At 58.2% G+C, this 16,508-nt stretch carries 16 protein-coding genes and 1 pseudogene; 6 read left to right on the top strand and 11 right to left on the bottom strand.

All coding sequences use genetic code 11. From position 1 onward, the window contains the following. Positions 1-28: 28 nt before the first annotated feature. The gene (locus tag AYM40_RS40930; protein ID WP_148662376.1) at positions 29-301 is read left to right on the top strand and encodes a hypothetical protein; all 273 of its coding nucleotides are present in this window, start codon (positions 29-31) and stop codon (positions 299-301) included. Here AYM40_RS40930 and AYM40_RS32770 read toward each other — a convergent pair. Next, the gene (locus tag AYM40_RS32770) at positions 269-895 is read right to left on the bottom strand and encodes a LysE family translocator (RefSeq protein ID WP_063500125.1); all 627 of its coding nucleotides are present in this window, start codon (positions 893-895) and stop codon (positions 269-271) included. The two genes, AYM40_RS40930 and AYM40_RS32770, sit on opposite strands and share 33 nt — an antisense overlap. A gap of 332 nt (positions 896-1,227) precedes the next feature. Here AYM40_RS32770 and AYM40_RS32775 point away from each other — a divergent pair, with 332 nt between their 5' ends. Both AYM40_RS32775 and AYM40_RS32780 read left to right on the top strand, forming a co-directional pair. Beyond that, complete coding sequence (locus AYM40_RS32775; RefSeq protein WP_063500126.1) at positions 1,228-1,716, top strand: GNAT family N-acetyltransferase; 489 nt, start codon at positions 1,228-1,230, stop codon at positions 1,714-1,716. A gap of 231 nt (positions 1,717-1,947) precedes the next feature. After that, positions 1,948-2,598: a cysteine hydrolase family protein gene (locus tag AYM40_RS32780; protein WP_236721018.1), complete on the top strand. Its 651-nt coding sequence runs from the start codon at positions 1,948-1,950 to the stop codon at positions 2,596-2,598. Between the two features lie 378 nt (positions 2,599-2,976). On the opposite strand, the gene AYM40_RS32785 is transcribed toward AYM40_RS32780, so the two are convergent. The 4 genes and pseudogenes from AYM40_RS32785 to AYM40_RS32795 form a co-directional block, all read right to left on the bottom strand. After that, positions 2,977-4,617, bottom strand: a complete 1,641-nt coding sequence (locus AYM40_RS32785; protein ID WP_063500128.1) for an acyl-CoA synthetase — start codon at positions 4,615-4,617, stop codon at positions 2,977-2,979. Between the two features lie 32 nt (positions 4,618-4,649). Then, the gene (locus tag AYM40_RS32790; RefSeq protein ID WP_063500129.1) at positions 4,650-5,555 is read right to left on the bottom strand and encodes an SDR family oxidoreductase; all 906 of its coding nucleotides are present in this window, start codon (positions 5,553-5,555) and stop codon (positions 4,650-4,652) included. A gap of 161 nt (positions 5,556-5,716) precedes the next feature. Beyond that, positions 5,717-5,844: pseudogene (locus AYM40_RS40935) on the bottom strand (ABC transporter permease); the annotation flags it as partial. Positions 5,845-6,014: 170 nt separating this feature from the next. Beyond that, positions 6,015-6,854 (bottom strand): SDR family oxidoreductase, encoded by an 840-nt coding sequence (locus AYM40_RS32795; RefSeq protein ID WP_063500130.1) that lies wholly within the window; start codon positions 6,852-6,854, stop codon positions 6,015-6,017. A 102-nt stretch (positions 6,855-6,956) separates the two neighbouring features. On the opposite strand from AYM40_RS32795, the gene AYM40_RS32800 reads away from it, so the two are divergent. Next, a complete protein-coding gene (locus tag AYM40_RS32800; protein WP_063500131.1) occupies positions 6,957-7,898 on the top strand; it encodes a LysR family transcriptional regulator in 942 nt (313 codons plus the stop codon). 270 nt (positions 7,899-8,168) lie between these two features. On the opposite strand, the gene AYM40_RS32805 is transcribed toward AYM40_RS32800, so the two are convergent. The 5 genes from AYM40_RS32805 to AYM40_RS41640 form a co-directional block, all read right to left on the bottom strand. Then, positions 8,169-8,525: a septal ring lytic transglycosylase RlpA family protein gene (locus AYM40_RS32805; protein ID WP_082855431.1), complete on the bottom strand. Its 357-nt coding sequence runs from the start codon at positions 8,523-8,525 to the stop codon at positions 8,169-8,171. Positions 8,526-9,598: 1,073 nt separating this feature from the next. Next, on the bottom strand, positions 9,599-10,426 hold the full coding sequence (locus AYM40_RS32810) for an SDR family oxidoreductase (protein ID WP_063500132.1): 828 nt from the start codon (positions 10,424-10,426) through the stop codon (positions 9,599-9,601). 69 nt (positions 10,427-10,495) lie between these two features. Further along, a complete protein-coding gene (locus AYM40_RS32815; protein ID WP_063500133.1) occupies positions 10,496-12,379 on the bottom strand; it encodes an AMP-binding protein in 1,884 nt (627 codons plus the stop codon). A gap of 59 nt (positions 12,380-12,438) precedes the next feature. Then, a complete protein-coding gene (locus AYM40_RS32820; protein WP_063500134.1) occupies positions 12,439-13,221 on the bottom strand; it encodes a helix-turn-helix domain-containing protein in 783 nt (260 codons plus the stop codon). Between the two features lie 37 nt (positions 13,222-13,258). Then, positions 13,259-13,756 (bottom strand): hypothetical protein, encoded by a 498-nt coding sequence (locus AYM40_RS41640; protein WP_158515371.1) that lies wholly within the window; start codon positions 13,754-13,756, stop codon positions 13,259-13,261. A 259-nt stretch (positions 13,757-14,015) separates the two neighbouring features. Here AYM40_RS41640 and AYM40_RS32825 point away from each other — a divergent pair, with 259 nt between their 5' ends. Then, complete coding sequence (locus tag AYM40_RS32825) at positions 14,016-14,210, top strand: hypothetical protein (RefSeq protein WP_148662378.1); 195 nt, start codon at positions 14,016-14,018, stop codon at positions 14,208-14,210. 287 nt (positions 14,211-14,497) lie between these two features. Continuing rightward, positions 14,498-14,770: a hypothetical protein gene (locus tag AYM40_RS32830; protein ID WP_063500136.1), complete on the top strand. Its 273-nt coding sequence runs from the start codon at positions 14,498-14,500 to the stop codon at positions 14,768-14,770. 141 nt (positions 14,771-14,911) lie between these two features. Here the strand turns inward: AYM40_RS32830 and AYM40_RS32835 are convergent, their stop codons facing one another. Beyond that, positions 14,912-16,249 (bottom strand): MFS transporter, encoded by a 1,338-nt coding sequence (locus AYM40_RS32835; RefSeq protein WP_063500137.1) that lies wholly within the window; start codon positions 16,247-16,249, stop codon positions 14,912-14,914. Positions 16,250-16,508 lie beyond the last annotated feature (259 nt).

Genomic DNA, 16,508 nt, shown 5'->3' on the forward strand with positions numbered 1-16,508 from the left:
TATTGCATAATTCGCCCGCGGCACTGGATTGGACGACAACGATGTGCCCGCAACAAAGGTGCGCAAGCGCATCATTGACCATTGCCGTTATCTCGTCGCTTCAACAGGAACCGGCACTATACTTTCGCATGTCCTTATCGTTATTGCAGATTTCGACCACGCATCCGGTTTTTATTTGGCATTACTGTATGCAGACGGTCCATTCCATCTCGGCCAGTTTGAGTCGTTCGGCATCGTGGACCAGATCATCAACAATTGGCTAGCTTCATCAAATTTTCTCTGTTGCCAACTTCAGACCTAGCCCGACAAACAAGGCGCCCATGGTCTTAGTCAACCATGCGGAAATAGCCTGGTTACGACGAAGTGCGCCTGTCATTCTCGCCGCAAGAAACACGTAGGTGATACTCGTTGATATTCCGACCATATTGCCAATCACGCCTAACGCAATGAGATGCTTCACAGGACTCGGGTCTTGTGCGCTCATGAACTGAGGAAGCAATGCGATGTAAAACAGAGCGACTTTCGGATTCAAGACGTCGCTGAGAAAGCCTTGCCAGAAGATGAGATGTAAAGCTTTTTTCTTGGCATCACCGCTGACAGGGAGAGCAATTCCCTTGGAGCGCAATGCTCCCAAGCCAAGGTAAATGAGATAAGCCGCACCGACCCACTTTACAGCGGTGAACGCCGTTGCTGATGCCAAGAAAAGCGCCGAGAGACCAGTTACCGCAGCGAGCAAATGCACATAGGCGCCGAGATTAATTCCGAACGCAGCACATAGCCCTGCCGCACGTCCTTGTGCAATTGTTCGCCCAAGCATGAACAACATGTCGGGACCAGGCACGAGACAAAGAACAAGACTCGCGGCTACAAAGAGCATGTATGTATGCAGACTCATAGTTTCTCCGGTTCAATCTCGGGAGGGGGCGGACAAAGCTTGCCATAAACAGGGCTTGAGGGCGGTGAAAAAATATTGTTGCCGCCATTGTCGATCTGCCCGCATTGGGTCAGTTAGGGCAGCCTTAATGTCCGCTTTCAGGTGAGCTGGCTGTCCCTTGTGGGTCGCGTGCCGCCGATCAGAGATTCACGCGGCTCAGGTCGCGTATGCTCTTTGCATGAGGCACTACGCGGCCACTTTCGGCCGTTCGACATTGCTGGATGAATCGTCGACAATCTGCAGAGGCTTTGCCATCGGGCCACTAACGCGCACAGTCCGTATCGAGTCTTCACATGCCACATATCGAATTGAAGCAGGCTGAGAAATCGGATCATCAGCTAATCGTGAACCTGATGCAGTTTTATAACTATGACTTCAGCGAGTGGGTTCCGCTTTCGTTTGCGGAAGACGGGTTCTTCGCTATCCGTCCGAAGCTTGAGTATCTTTCCAGTCCAACGACGATTCCACTTCTCATTCTTGTTGACGCCCAAATTGCCGGTTTCGTGATCGTCGACGACGAGGTTCATGCCGCAGGGGCGCAGCACAATATCGGCTACTTTTTCGTAGCGCGGCGTTATCGCGGTCTAGGTGTGGGAACGCGGGTCGTGTCCGATTTGCTGTGCAAATTCCCCGGCCGTTGGCAGATATGGCACGTCAGGGAAAATTTGAGAGCAGCGGCGTTCTGGGCAAAGGTTGTCCCCGTTTTATCCGACGGCAAATATGTCGTCCATTCTCTGCCCATCGACGACTGCAATGCGACGCTGTACCGGTTCGACCGATGAAAGGTCGTTCGGCTGGGTGCGGCCGAGGCCGTGTGAAAACGGAAAAGTACTCGGTTTTCGGGCGTCGTTTTACCTTTCCCAAGGTGCCGCCAAGCCGATATGGCGCGATCTGAAGGGTCGATTTATTCGACTGCTACTTTTAGCTTGCGTTTTCACACGGCCTCGGCCGCGTGCTGCCCGACGCGTCAGGCACATCTCGACCCACAAGGGACCTTCGCGTGCCACGTACGAGTGTCCGGTGAACACCTCAAGGTTGCCGTCGCATTGCGAGCTGTAAATCCCGCTAAGATACGTTCTTTCCTCAAGAGGTTTCTGCTCATGACTACGTTAGCCGGTCGCCCCAACACCGCACTTGTCGTGATCGATCTTCAAAATGAAGTCGTCGCGAACGCATATCGATGCAATGAAGTGCTCGACGCGGTCAACGTGCTCATTGAGCGGGCACGCACCGCGCACGTGCCAGTTGTTTGGGTCCAGCACACCGACGAAGACCTCAAGGAGGGCAGCGAAGCATGGCAGTTTGTTGCCGAACTTGCTCCAGCGCCAGGGGAAGCGGTTGTCGAAAAAAGTTATCGCGATGCGTTTGAAGACACTGATCTAGAGCAGGTTCTATCCAGGCTCGGCGTAGGCAAACTCATTGTGACCGGAGCGCAGACGGACATGTGCGTTCGCTCGACCCTGCATGGCGCACTCGTGCGCGGCTATGACGCCACTCTGGTCAGCGATGCCCATACGACTGAAGACATGACGACAACTGGCGCGCCGACACCGGACGCCGTGATCAGGCACACCAATATGTACTGGAGCAAGCAAAGGGCACCTGGCCGCTCGGGCGGAGTAATCGAGAGCAAAGACGTCGATTTCGCGCCGTGTGGTCCCTGAATACGGCAAGCAACCGCCCAAGCCGTATGCTGCGGTCCGTTGGGAGGCCGAAATCCGGCCCAAATTGGCCACTACGTTCGCTGCCCTGTGTGACCGAAACTGGCCGGACTCCGGCCGTTGGAATCAAGACGCTTATCCGCTCGACCGGAGCGTTGCCTACACGCGTTTGCAACGTGGGCGATGCGCCCGGGGACCACTCCCCGAGCTACCGCGTGACAGCTACGCGAGCGGTCAGATCTCTATGACGTCCCCCATCACATCTTTGAGCGCCAGTAAAACGCTGAGCGAGGAAAGCGTTTGTAGGTGGCCTTTTTAGCTCGATGATTTCCTCTGTACCTAGATGTTTCGACTGCTCGGAACAGAGAGTACGCTGGACGACTAAGTCCCATTTTCGCTGACAACTTGCAGACGCAATTCCTTCCGCATTACCTTACCGGTGGCGGTCATTGGCAAGGTTTCAACGAAGCGAATTTCGCGAGGATACTCGTGAGCAGCAAGCCGGGTTTTCACATGTTGCTGGATATCACGCGCCAGATTTTCATCACCGACAAACCCTGGGTTGAGGACGATAAACGCCATCACGATCTCTGTGCGCGCACTATCGGGCGCCCCAATAACCGCAGCCATATAGACAGCAGGGTGGCGCAGTAAAGAGTCCTCAATTGCTCCGGGCCCGATGCGGTATCCTGCGCTCGTTATAACGTCGTCGTCGCGGCCGACGAAGCGAAAGAAACCATCCTCATCGCAGGTCGCCAGATCTCCCGTGACGAGATACCGGCCCCGATACTTCTCGCGGGTCGCTGCTTCATGCTGCCAGTAGCCCAGGAACATGACAGGGTCAGGGCTCTCGACGCCGATATTCCCGATCGTCCCGGGTGGCTGCTCCTGTCCCGCATCATCAACGATCTTAACGCGATGCCCCGGCACGCACCGACCGATTGCGCCAATGCGTGGCTCGTAGAGGGCAGCGCAAGATGAGAGAACGACGTTGCACTCGGTCTGACCGTAAAACTCGTTGATTGTCACACCCAGCGTGTTCCTACCCCACTCGATCAGCTCCTCGCCCAAAGTCTCACCACCGCTTGCAACGGATTTAAGCGACAACGACCAGCGTTCCGGCCGCTCCACAGTACGCATCATCTTCAAAGCTGTCGGCGGAAGAAACGTATGCGATACACCGTGACGCTCCATCAGATCGAATGCCGCCTCTCCATCAAATTTCGCAAATCGCCTCGCGAGCACCGGGACGCCGTGATGCCACGCCGGGAGCAGGACATCAAAGAGACCCCCAATCCAGGCCCAATCAGCAGGGGTCCACATCAAGGTCGCGTCGGTCGGAAATCCTTGCTGTGAAAGCTCGACGCCCGGAAGATGTCCCAGCAGCACCCGATGCGCATGAAGCGCCCCTTTAGATTTTCCGGTAGTTCCAGACGTATAAATAATGACGGCGGGGTCATCGGCCGTCGTTTCGACGGGTGTGAAATCACTGGACGCAGCTTGCAACTCGCCCCAGAACGAATAAATCCCTGCTTGAGTTCCCGCCTCCCCACCGTCGACGTTATAAATGCTTTGCAGTTCTGGCAGCGACTGTCGGATGTCCCGTAATTTCTCGATGCCTGAAAGATCGGTAATTAGCGCGACGGTGCCGCTGTCGCCCAAGCGGTGCTCAATAGCATCGACGCCGAACAAGGCAAAGAGTGGAACCGCAATCATGCCCGCTTTGTACACAGCCAGATGCGCTATCGCCGTTTCAGCAGACTGAGGAAGGAAAATCGCGACCCTGTCACCACGGCGCGCACCATGACGTAGAAGCGAATTTGCAAAACGGCCCGACAGCGATTTCAGCTGGTCGAACGAATACTTCGTAGCCTTCCCATCATGGTCCTCATAAATGAGGGCAACGCGCCCGCTACCGTCAGCCCATTTGTCGCAGGCGTCCACACCGATGTTGTAGTTTGCAGGGATATTCCACGCAAAGTCCGCTGTAACACTCTCGTACGTCTGTCCTTCTAGCTTCATCTCCGCCTCCAACTATCGAAGTACCTCTGTGCTTAATCCTGGAGCCCTTTAGGCGGTTCGTAGCGAGGGAACCCGTTATATTCGGTGACTCGCTCAGCGTTGGCGAGCGGCCAGGAATGTCGGGCGTTGGGAACCCCGCCGTCCACGCGGATCACTGTACCGTTAATGAAGGCCGATGCCTCCGAAAGTAGGAAAATCGCAGCGCTCGCGAGCTCAGATTCGGTACCAAAACGTTGCAGCGGCACTTTATGCTTCAGTTTGCGAAGCAATGCCTGGTATTCTTCGTTATAGCTGTCCATGCCTGCGGAGGCGATCCACCCCGGCGCCACGGCGTTCACCCGAACGCCGGCATGCCCCCATTCACAGGCTGCTGTCTCGGTCAAATTCCAGACACCCGCCCGTGCGGCGCCCGAATGACCCATCCCGGGCATGCCCCCCCAAATATCCGCCAGCATATTCACGATCGCACCACCGTGACCCGCCATCCATTGGGTAAAGCACTCGCGCGACATGAGGAATGTCCCATGGAGGTTGTTACGCACTACAGCGTCCCAGCCATTCAGTGAGATTTTTTCCAGCTTTGCCGGGAATTGTCCACCGGCACAGTTAAACAGGCCATCGATGTGGCCGAAGTCCGCGAGAGCCGCCGCAACCGTCTGTTTCACGCTGGCTTCATCGCGAATATCGCAAGCATATAAGCCGATTCGGTCTGCACTTTCCGGATAGTCCACATTAAGCTCGTCACGAACCGCAGTCAATTTGTCCGGATTCCGTCCGACCATGATCAGCGTCGCGCCCAGCGAGGTAAGCTCGTGCGCCGTGCAGCGACCAAGGCCACTTCCGGCACCGGTTACCATCACAACTTTTCCGTCAAACAGGCCAGGTCGAAACACCGAACGGTAGCGGGCACTGACTGATTCATTTACGCGGTCCTTCATATCGTCTCTCCGATTTGGCGATGCGGGCGCCCGGCCTTTGGTGCCGATTGTTCCGTAAAAAAGGAACTCCGTGAATCGGCTGCAGGTGCAATCATGTGGCTCGATCACAGTCCGAGCTTTGCTTGCAAAGTAGTACCTTTAAAGACCCAAAATACGAGAAATTAATTCCATAGTTTGCAGCGCGTCTCTGCCTTGGTGATAAAGGCCTGCTCGCCAGGGATAGTGGCTCGGCAGGCGTTTTAACCCGCATCAGATACATATCGTGAATCATGCTTCCATCGGCGCGGATAGCCGCCGCTGACTGTGTCGGGTCAGGCCAGGTTGCAATGCACCCCGGCTGTGACACTATGCAATACGGGACGCGACTCCCGCACCGAGGCCACCACCACGTAGGCGACCACCGATGGGGCAGTCCTTCGTGGTTTAGGTGTGTGGTGGCAAGGGCGACTCACCTCGCGATTAGAAGCTACCGTCCGTCGACGTCGAAAGCGACTCCAGGGCGTGCACCGCCTTCAGCCGAGCCTCCACAGCCGGCCCGACCACCGCCAGTGCATCGCTTCCCGCCACGAACACGCGCGGCGGAATGTCCAAACCCGCGAGCTCTACCAGGACCTGGCCGAGCTTGTCCGGATCGCCCGGTTGCTGGCCGGCGTATGGGGACCACATTTCCTCGGCGCTGACTTCGGCGGCTGCGTAATCGTCGATACGCTTGTCCGGCCATTTGGCGTTGGCTGCGTCCAGCAGGTCCGTGCGGAAGAATCCCGGCTCGACCACCGTGATCTTGATGCCGAACTTTCCGACCTCCTCAGCCACGGCAAGCGAAAGGCCCTCCACGGCGAACTTGCTCGCGCTGTAGGCGCCGCAGTGCATCAGGCCGACCACGCCTGCCACGGAACTGACGTTGATGATGTTCCCGGAGCGCTGCCTGCGCATGATCGGCAGCGCTGCGCGCATCACGTTGCTCACGCCCCAGAAGTTCGTCGCGAGCAGGTGTTGAATGTCTTGCGTTCCCAGTTCCTCGTAGTTGCCTAAGAGGCTGTATCCGGCACTGTTCACGACTACATCGATACGACCGAACTTCTTTTGCGCCTCTTCGACCACGGTCGTTGCCTGCGCCTCATCGGAGACGTCGAGCCGGAGAATCTCCAGATTCTCGCCGGCCAGGTCGCGCAGGGCATTGCCCATTTTGTCCAGGTTCCTGCCTGTAGCAACGACCCGATCACCCGCCTTCAATGCGGCCCTGGCTGTACCAGCGCCGATACCGCTGCCAGCACCCGTGATAAACCACACTTTGCTCATGCTCACACTCCCAGTCCTGGTCAATGCTCTTCACTCTAGGCAGATTGACTGAGAAGAAAAACACCCTAGTACTGAACATGCTTTGAAGATATTCTTCAAAGCATGAGACTCAATCAGCTTGATGGACTGCTCGCATTCTGGAAGGTCGCGGAGCACCGTGGCTTCTCTGCCGCCGCGGCAGCGCTCGAGGTTTCGCCTTCTGCGCTCAGTCAGGCGATCCGCCACCTGGAGGCCCGGCTCGACGTCAGGCTTCTCAACCGGAACACGCGCAGCGTCAGCCTCACTGAAGCCGGACAGGCATACCTGTCCCGGATTGGACCGGCGTTGAGCGACGTGCTGGAAGCCGGAGAGCAGCTTCATGAGCTTCAGGGCCGGCCATCGGGCGTCCTGCGCATCAACGCAGCGCGAATCTCGACCGCGATGGTCCTCCAGCCGCTGCTGGCCGGGTTCCTGAAGGCCTATCCAGACGTCCACGTGGAGCTGACGAATGACGAGGGCTACGTGGACATCGTCGAAAGAGGGTTCGACGCCGGCATTCGAATGGGAGAGAGTGTCCAGAAGGATATGATCGCGCTGCCTCTCGGCGGCCCGGTTGCCGTATCCATCGTTGGATCGCCTGACTACTTCAAGCAGCATCCCGTACCGCGCCACCCGTCCGATCTGATCCATCACAACTGCGTTCGGTTCAGGTTTTCAGGCAGCGGGGCCGTTCACAAGTGGGAGCTCGAGGTTGACGGCCGCATCGTCGAATACGAGATCAGCGGCAACCTCACGATTAGCGACTCGTTGTTCTCGGTTGAGGCTGCGCTGGATGGCATTGCACTGGCGTACACGTTCGAGCAGCTCGCGCTTCCTCACATCCGGGCCAGAAAGTTGAAACGAGTCTTGAGCAGCTTCTCACCGACTTTCCCCGGGTTCTACCTGTACTACCCGAGCAGACGCCAGCAGCCTGCCAAGCTGAAGGCCCTGGTGAACTACGTGCTGGCGCATTCCAGCCCGGAGACGATTGGAATGTCAGCAACCGTGCCCGCGACAGACGTGTAGTAGTACGACCATTTTTTCGGCGACCGAAAGTCTGCGTCGGGCCGACAAATTCCGCACGAAGGTAAGCATCGCGCGACCATTAGACAGTGGAAACAACCGCCGACTGTACCGACGGCCATTCGAATCAGGATGCAAAATCCGCATGGCCGGTTTACCGCAATCAACGGTCAACCGTTACACGAACGTGATCGGCCTCTCCCTAACCTTCAGCGTCAGACCGTAGCCCCTACCGCGCGAGCGGCACAACGCCGTTGACGCTCCGCGTGTTTTCTACCGACTGCCGTTTCCCGTCGTCAAGATTCCACCGCCGTCCGACTCCGTCTCTGTGCTCGCCGTGCTCTCTACACGTTCAATCCGTACTTGCATCGACCGTGCGTCTGTCAAACCCAAGGTCTTCGCCGCGGCATAAGAGAGATCGATAATTCGGTGTTTGATGTATGGTCCGCGATCGTTGATACGCACGACAACCGACTTTCCTGTTGCCAACGAACTGACGCGCACATAGCTGCCGAGCGGCAATGTTCGATGGGCAGCCGTTAATGCGCCGCCATCATAGCGTTCTCCGTTTGCGGTCAGATGCCCCTGGAACGTTGCCGAATACCATGACGCCTCGCCGGATTGCAACATCTCGTGTCGCATGCGACAGGAATCAACTCTGCACGCAGCATGGTCGGACGCAATCTGTCCGCAAGCCGCGAACAAAGCGCAGATTCCCAAAACTCCCAAATAGCGGAGTGATAGCACCATAGACCACATGTCAGTTAATGAGGCATGGTTTTAACGTTCTCAAAAAGTTCAGGCAAGCCGCGTGCCCGGGCGAAATAACATCTTGACAATTTTTATTAGATCTCATGCATCGGGTCTGTCAGTCCGACCCTGATTTCATTGCAGGTGTCGCCGATGCAATTGGTACTGGCCATGACGAAAATACGTGAAATACGTATTCATTTGCCTGGGGCCACATGGCTATCATAACGGCCACGAATCTCGCCCGGTGCGCGAAGTTACACGCTGCACCGCCCAATTGTTCGGGCTGCTCGCCACGATGCAACGTCCACAACGTTCCGGACGTCGAACGGGTTTGCAAGGCAACTCGTGAGTAATGCGTCTGCATAAGGTTCAACGGATATTATCACCTGCGGTGCGATGGACCGCTCAGTGTCGAGTACGCGCTGGCAGAGATGACCACGTGAACGACCGTTATAACCTGGAAGCTGCGACGACAAAGTATGGTTAGCGGCGGCGGTCCGGCGAAATTCTTCAGTGCGGTGATTTCCGGTGCGTTCGCGCAATAACTGTTGCTTCCGAGCGGGGATGCTATGGTCGCTTGCGCTCTTGACGGTCAGATTCACCTGTACCAATTGGACAAAACATCGGGTGGCTATCGGGAAGCTAGCGTTCCACTACCCTCTTGCCAAACGGAACACCCGGCGGCAGTGTTCCTGATGGTCCGCGACGGGGCAACTATGTTGCTGAGCAGAATGCCTCCCTATGGCAATGTCGGGCCGAATGCGTGTTGCCGATTGCCGTCAGATAATTACCGGCCATCTCCTGCCGTTCGCCCAAGCCGTCGCACGGTCATTTGAACGTCCGCTCCGCACCAAGAAACAGACGTTCGCGGTGAGATCATGCTGACAGCGTCAGCCGCTCAGCGATCGGGACTTGTTCGCCAACTATGTTTCTCCAAGTACATGATCGGCTCATCCTTGCTGGGCGCGCAGTACCTGCTCGGCAGTCGTGTTGAACAGCGCCGAGCCGGGCAGGTTCTGGCCGCCATCGCAAACAACCACGCAGCCCGTCATGTAGGAAGCGAGCGGCGAGGCGAGAAACGCCGCAACCTGACCAATGTCGTCCGCCGTTCCGGTGCGGCGCAGCGGAACGGCGCTGATCAGCCTTGCCTTTTCCGCAGGATCGGAAAGGCGCTTCAGCCCCTCAGTTCCCTCGATGGGACCGGGCACGATGCTGTTAGCACGGATGCCGAATCGTCCCCATTCCAGAGCGATGTTCTTCATCATCATGTCGATGCCAGCCTTGGCTGCGCCCACATGCACCTGAAAAGCATGAGGCATGTAAGCCATGCCGGCCGAAATGTACAGGATCGACCCCTTCGTTTCATTGAGTTGCTCGAATGCGCTGTGAGTCGCATTGAAAGATCCAAGCAAATCGATGTCGACTACTGCCTTGAAGCCGTTCGGAGAGAGCTTCTCGGCAGGTGCGAGAAAATTGCCGGCAGCACCACAGACCAGTACGTCCATTGCGCCGACTTCCGCCCTGGATTTCTCGAACGCCGCTTCAAGCGCGGCACTGTCGCGCACGTCTGCGCTCGCCACGCAGACCTCGGTGCCGAACGAGCGCAACTCCGCAGCCGCCGCATCCAGTTTTTCCTGCGTGCGTCCACAGATGGCGACGTTGGCGCCGAGTGCGGCGAAGTTCTTCGCCACGCCGAGATTGATGCCGCTGCCTCCACCGGTGACAAAAACGGTTTTGCCTTTGAACAGGTCTTTTGCGAAATACTGAGTAGCGAGCATGGTGACGTCTCAAAAAAGCCAGGAGAATTAGGTCTTGCTTCGTTCAGGCGGCAGGCATTGCCACGAGGACTACGAAGGGGTTTGCAGCGAGGTGTTCGTCCGTCGGATCGAGTATTCGAAAAGGAACTTCTTCATTTCGGCATCGACCTTTTCGACGGCGGCATCATCTGCACCGGACATCGTGACGACAACCTCAAGGCCGCGTTTTCCGCCCACTCGCGCCTCGATCTCGAGCGAAGGATCGCGAGCGAGTGCGGCCAACGTCGATCGAAGCAGCCGGACCGTTGCATCGGCGCGCAGCGCAGGCTTATGGACCTTCCCGACCGCGGTCATCGGCAACGCGTCGACGATATGGACACGTTTGGGCCACGCGGGACGTTCCGCGATGTATTGACACGCGAACTCGATCAGTTCCGCTTCGGTCGCCTCCATTCCTGCCGAGAGCGTCACATAGGCAATGGGCAGCTCGCCAGCATAGGGATCGGGTTGGCCCACGACTACTGCCGTCGCAACCGATGGACATCGGGCAAAGGCGGCTTCGACCATCGCTGGGTCGATGTTGTGTCCGCTTCGAATGATGATGTCCTTCGCGCGGCCGGCAATGAAAAGCTTCCCATCCGCGCTCAGGTACGCGAGGTCGCCAGTGTCGAGTCCGCCGTCCGCAAACACCTTGTCGTTCTGCGTGGAGTCGAGGTATCCGGGGGACACGGTTGGTCCAGTGACGAACAGCACGCCGACCTCGCCAGCCACGCAATCATCGCCAAGGCGTCCGTCCTGATTCCGTCGGCGCACGCGCAAGGTCGTGTAGGGAAGCCGGATCCCGACCGAACCAGCCGTCGGCTGATCACCTGTCGGATCGACCGCCGTTACGCCGCCGCTCTCGGTCATTCCCAGAATCTCGTGCAGCGGTTTCCCTGTCAGCGCGGTGAAGCGTTCCACTACGCTTCGCGGGATCGGCGCCGCCCCGGTGAGGCCGAAGCGAACCGTCGCGAGCGAACCTGTAACGGGAATAGCCAGGATCGCGGTGAGTGCGGTTGGCACGGCGACCAACACCGTGATGCCAAAGCGATCCACGATGTTCCAGAACCGCCGCACGATGTCAGGGTTGCGCAGCCCTTGCGGGGACAAGACGACGATCTCCGCGCCACGCATGAAAAAGGAGAGACTGCCCGCGATGGCGCCACCAACGTGAAACATCGGCATCCCGTTCGTCACGCGGTCGGTTTCTCGAAGCCCCATCAGGGCGGCCGCGCCGAATGCCGCGCATACCTGATTGCGACTGGTATGTGCAACCAGTTTGGGTCCGCCTGTCGTGCCGCCCGTATGGAAATACGCCACGATCGAATCGGGCGAGTTGCTCGCACTGAATTCGAGCCTGTCGCCGCCGCGTTGCGCTACTGCCTCGTGGAAGGATACGCAGTTCACCTCCGGCTGCGCGGGCGGCTCGATGCAGACCACAGACAGATTCGGCAGAGCGCGCTTGACATGAACGCTCTTTCCCCAGATCTGCGCATCCAGCGCGGGCCCCACAGTGACGAGAAGCTTCGCTCCGGCCGCCCGGACGAGTTCGACGATTTGTTCCGGCGTCAGCAAAGGGTTAAGCGGAACTGCGAATCCCGATGTCTCCGCTCCCCACAACACGAAATGCGTTTCGATGAGCGAAGGCAGCAGATAGGCGACTCCCGCATTTTCCCCACCCAGACTCGCGAACAGATTCGCACTTCGCGTGATGCCCTCGAGTAGCGCCCGGTAGCCGACGCGCCGGGTAAGTTCGCTTTCCTCGCCGCTCAACACCATGTTAAGCGCACACCGGTCACCATATCGCGCGGCACTAGCCGCGAAGACGCCATATACCGTCTGCGCCGGCGACACCTCTTCGAATGAAGATTGCCTTTCGAGTCCGTCGATGTCACGCAGGCTCGTGAGCGTGATTGAATGATTGTGATGGCCCATCCTTGTCTCCTGTTGCATTTCGCCGTTACCCCAAGTCACGGCGACGCATGGGCATCATTTCATTTGCACGGTGCAAAGTCTTGAACAAAACCGCTACGGAGTACAAGAGACGGGGAAAACCCGAAGAATTCGACGAAAGTGCGCGTCATGTGAGCCGCATCGGAGAAGCCACATTTGTTAGCCAACTCCGTGAGTCTCTCGGTGCGTGAGATCTGCTGCATGGCGAGCCGATAGCGCAGCCACACGACGTACGAGCGCAGCGGCACACCGACTGTCTCCGCAAACAGGTGCGACAGCCGATCCTCCGACAGGCCTACCAGCTTCGCGAGCGTGGCGATGGGCGGCCGCTCAGGCAGGCTCGCATGAACATATGTGAGCACGTCGGCGACCCGGTCATCGAGGCGCGTCGACTTCAATGAGGGCCCGCTGGCTACCTTGAGCACGGCATCGATCGATGAAGCCGCTGCACGGGCGGATGAGCCTCCTTCGAAGAGGCCGCTCAATTCATTGAGGCCCAAAAAATGGCCAGGGTCCAAAACGACAATTGCGTCGCCGCGCAATCTGCTGCGCAGCGAATTGTACTGGGCGTGGCCCGGCTCGACATTCACGCTGAGCAGAGGGCCTTCGGATTGCAGCGCGCGTTGTTGCTGCGGCGCGACCAGTATCACGTTCGCTTCGATGCTGCCAATGCCGGGCATCGTCAATCGAAAGGGACGACCGTTGGTGGAGAGCAGGAGCGTCACGACTGGACGCTTGCACTGACCCGCAACTACCTGCTGGGTTGCAACGACCAATAAATGTCGCTCGAACAGACCTCGCGGTGCGAGCGCGGTGGCTGACATTGAACCTCTCCTTGAACCGCACGGCAGCCGGGGGGCTCTAGGTCGTGTCGCCGCACCGTACACGCTTGTCCCGACGCATCCAGGCGTTCGAATACGGATGGCAAACGATTTCATATTGGAAAATCTGAGCATTCAGCCCAAGAATAGCACTATCGTTCACAAAATAGAAAGTGCGGAGAAACACCAACCCGCGCGGCGGCTCTGACGGCTTTATCCCGGTCTTCGAATGGCCGTTGTAATTCCTGAAGCCGCCGTCAAGGCCACTCAAAGTCGGAGGTCCGCAGTGGGTCGGGAACTGACCATCAAAGTCGCTAGGACAAAGGAGCGAATCGACGCGGCGAGGCCGGTGGGCATCGACGCGACGGAAGCGCGACGTATGCTGGCGTGCCTGGACCAGGAGCTCGCGGATGCAAAAAAGCGCATGATCGAAGAATTCCATCGCATGCCTGGCGCCTGATTGCAAACTCCAATCAAGGCCAGGGCATTCCGCCGATCGGCGCGGTACCGAACGAATCGACTCGCTGAAGTGGTTCACGCAGGCGCCATCCGGCCACGGCAAACTGAAGTACCTTATCCGACCGATCATGACACGTAAGTCCCCCTCGTTGCGGCATCACGAGGCGCGCATTCTGTAACGAACGAACGTCCTGGAACGGTTGTTGCATAGCCTAGAATGCTTGTTGCATAGCCTAACTTGTCCAGTGCGCAGACGCTGGGGAGGAAATATGTACGGCCATTCTTGCGAACCATATCGGGGGCACGGCGTTTACGTCGAGGTGACGGAGAATCAATCCGTGTCGTTCAACGGTGCCGAGCGGCGTTACTCAGTCGCGTGGTACGTGTATAAGCGGGAGCCCTTCATCCAGGCAAACGTGATTGCACGTTTTGCCGAGACGGTTGAATTTTTGTCCACTGACGAGGCAGTGCGTTACGCAGAGGGGCGCGCGCATACGTTCGTCGATTGCTCACGCGTCATCTCGAGGAAGTGACGTCGCCACACGCAAGTGATGTGCGGCAGCTTCAGGTGCATGTCACGTGTATCCATATGATCTCGCCACAGAAGCGGAAAAGCCGGTTGCATAGGCGGTGAGAAATTTTTTCGCAACAACGTGATCTACCGCGCAGTGTGACGCACAGGTACTCCCTGATTATTGATAGCGCTGACTCACCAGTGGCTGTATGAATAAGTGGTCGGGACAGTGGCGTTTTGCACCCCCGGCTTCAAAGTCCGATTTGAAGCCGGCGGAATGTCACCTGACGATGAGAGGAGTTCATCATGCTGCGGTGGATAGCCAACTGTGCTGTACGCAACGCACTTACTCCGGAGAAGCAGGCCGAAAAAGCGTTGCGAGAATTGCGTCTGGAACTCTTCCAGGCTGAACAACGCATCCTCGACGCTCAGATGCACGCAGATTACTACCGAGCCCGTCTGGCCTTTTGTGAAGCGGTGTTGAAAGGCGGCATCGAGCAAGTAAGCGATCAGCGAAAGGAGCCGCAGACGGGCTGGCAGGCATTGAGGACAAGCCCCAAACTCACAGCGGCCCAATAGCCCAAACCGTTGTGTTGGCGAAGCGGCGACTCCTTCCAGATTTCGCCCTGCGCATCGCCCTCCTCGACGGCCTGCGGAATCCCCAGGCGGACGCACGCGTCTGGGGACGTCATAGGCCTTCGCTGCAGCGACGGCGGTAGATCAATGCGCTACGGCAACATCGCTGTCGGCCACGCGCGCCGTCGTGCGAATCGCGATGACGGCAAGCATCGCTGCCGCAAGAGGTACGGCCAACGCCAGATAGAATCCGCCCGGGCCTCCGTGCGCAAGGACCGTACCGCCTATAGCGGAACCCGCGATCGCACCGACCCGGCCCATTCCGATCGCCCACCCGGTCGCCGTTGCGCGCAGTGTCGTCGGATAGGCGCCCACCACCAGATAGTTCAGCGCGATTTGCTGACCGCCGATACCAAGCCCTGCCGCCCCCGCAAGCGCAAAGACCAGGCCCCACTCAGTTCCGGCATAAGCAAGCCCGGCGGAAATCGCAATGCCAAGTCCTAGCAGCACCATCAGCAAACGGCGAGTGTTCACTTTGGGAAGAAGCATCGAGAGGGGAATGGCACAGACGATGAACACTGCATTCACGATTACCGTACCCATCGGCGCTTGCGAAACGGGCAGGCCCGCGGCTTTCAGCACGGTGGGCAGCCACGAGAGGAACATGAACCACGCAACCCAGTTGCACAGATATACGGCCCAGATAGCAATGGTGTTGCGCGCATTGCCATTGCTGAACAGTGCGGTAACGCTGGCGCGTGCGGCCGTCCCCGGGACCTGAAATATCGCGTCGGCCGGCAACGCGACGCTCACGATGCGACGCAGTGTGTTGCGCACACGCTGCGCGCTGTCGTTGCTTGACCGACTAACCAGATATTGGAGAGACTCCGGCAACGCAAAATACAGCACGACGAGGAGCAGCAGCGGCGCCCCTCCGCCGACGACGAACACGCCCTGCCATCCGATCACAGGCATCATGCGCGCCGCCAGCAGTCCACCCAGCATCGCTCCTGCCGGCAGGCCCAGCAGAACACCCGTCATGATCGAGCCTCGGTGGCGCGCCGAGCCGTACTCCGCGGCAAGGGCGAGCAGAACCGGTGTACAGCCGCCCATGCCGAGTCCGGCGATGAATCGCAAAGCCAGAATCTGCGCGGTGCCACTCGCGCAGGCCGTCAGCAGCGACGCAACGCTGAACACAGCGACTCCAACGAGCAGCGCCGGACGGCGGCCTACCCTGTCGCCGATCAGACCCAACGTCATCGCGCCGATCGTCATGCCGAGCGTCCCGGCAATCAGGATGGGCGCGAGATCGCCCGGACGCAAGCCGAACGTCGCGACAATCGCCGGGCCCGTAAAAGCGATGGCTTGCGTGTCGAAACCATCGAACACCGTGGTTGCAAAGCAAAGAAGGAAGATGCCCCACTGATAGAGCCGAAGCGGCTCGCGATCAATGAGCGATGCGATGTCGAGAGGCTTGCTCAAGATGTCTCCGTGCGTGCGCGACAGCGTCGCTTTTGTTTTATAGGGGTCGGTAACGGGCCTCAGGTTATGCGAACCCGCATTATTCCGCCAATACCGAATGGGACTGCCTCCATACCGTCAGAGCATGGACGTGCTGGTGATCCAGGAACCGTATTGCCTGATTGGTTGATTGCCGGCGAGCCGACCCAAGCGCAATATCCGTGAGCCGATTTCTTTGACGATTCAGGACTTTCGAACCGGGCACTGACACCCTATTCCA

It is taken from the genome of Paraburkholderia phytofirmans OLGA172, assembly GCF_001634365.1.
Classification (GTDB): domain Bacteria; phylum Pseudomonadota; class Gammaproteobacteria; order Burkholderiales; family Burkholderiaceae; genus Paraburkholderia.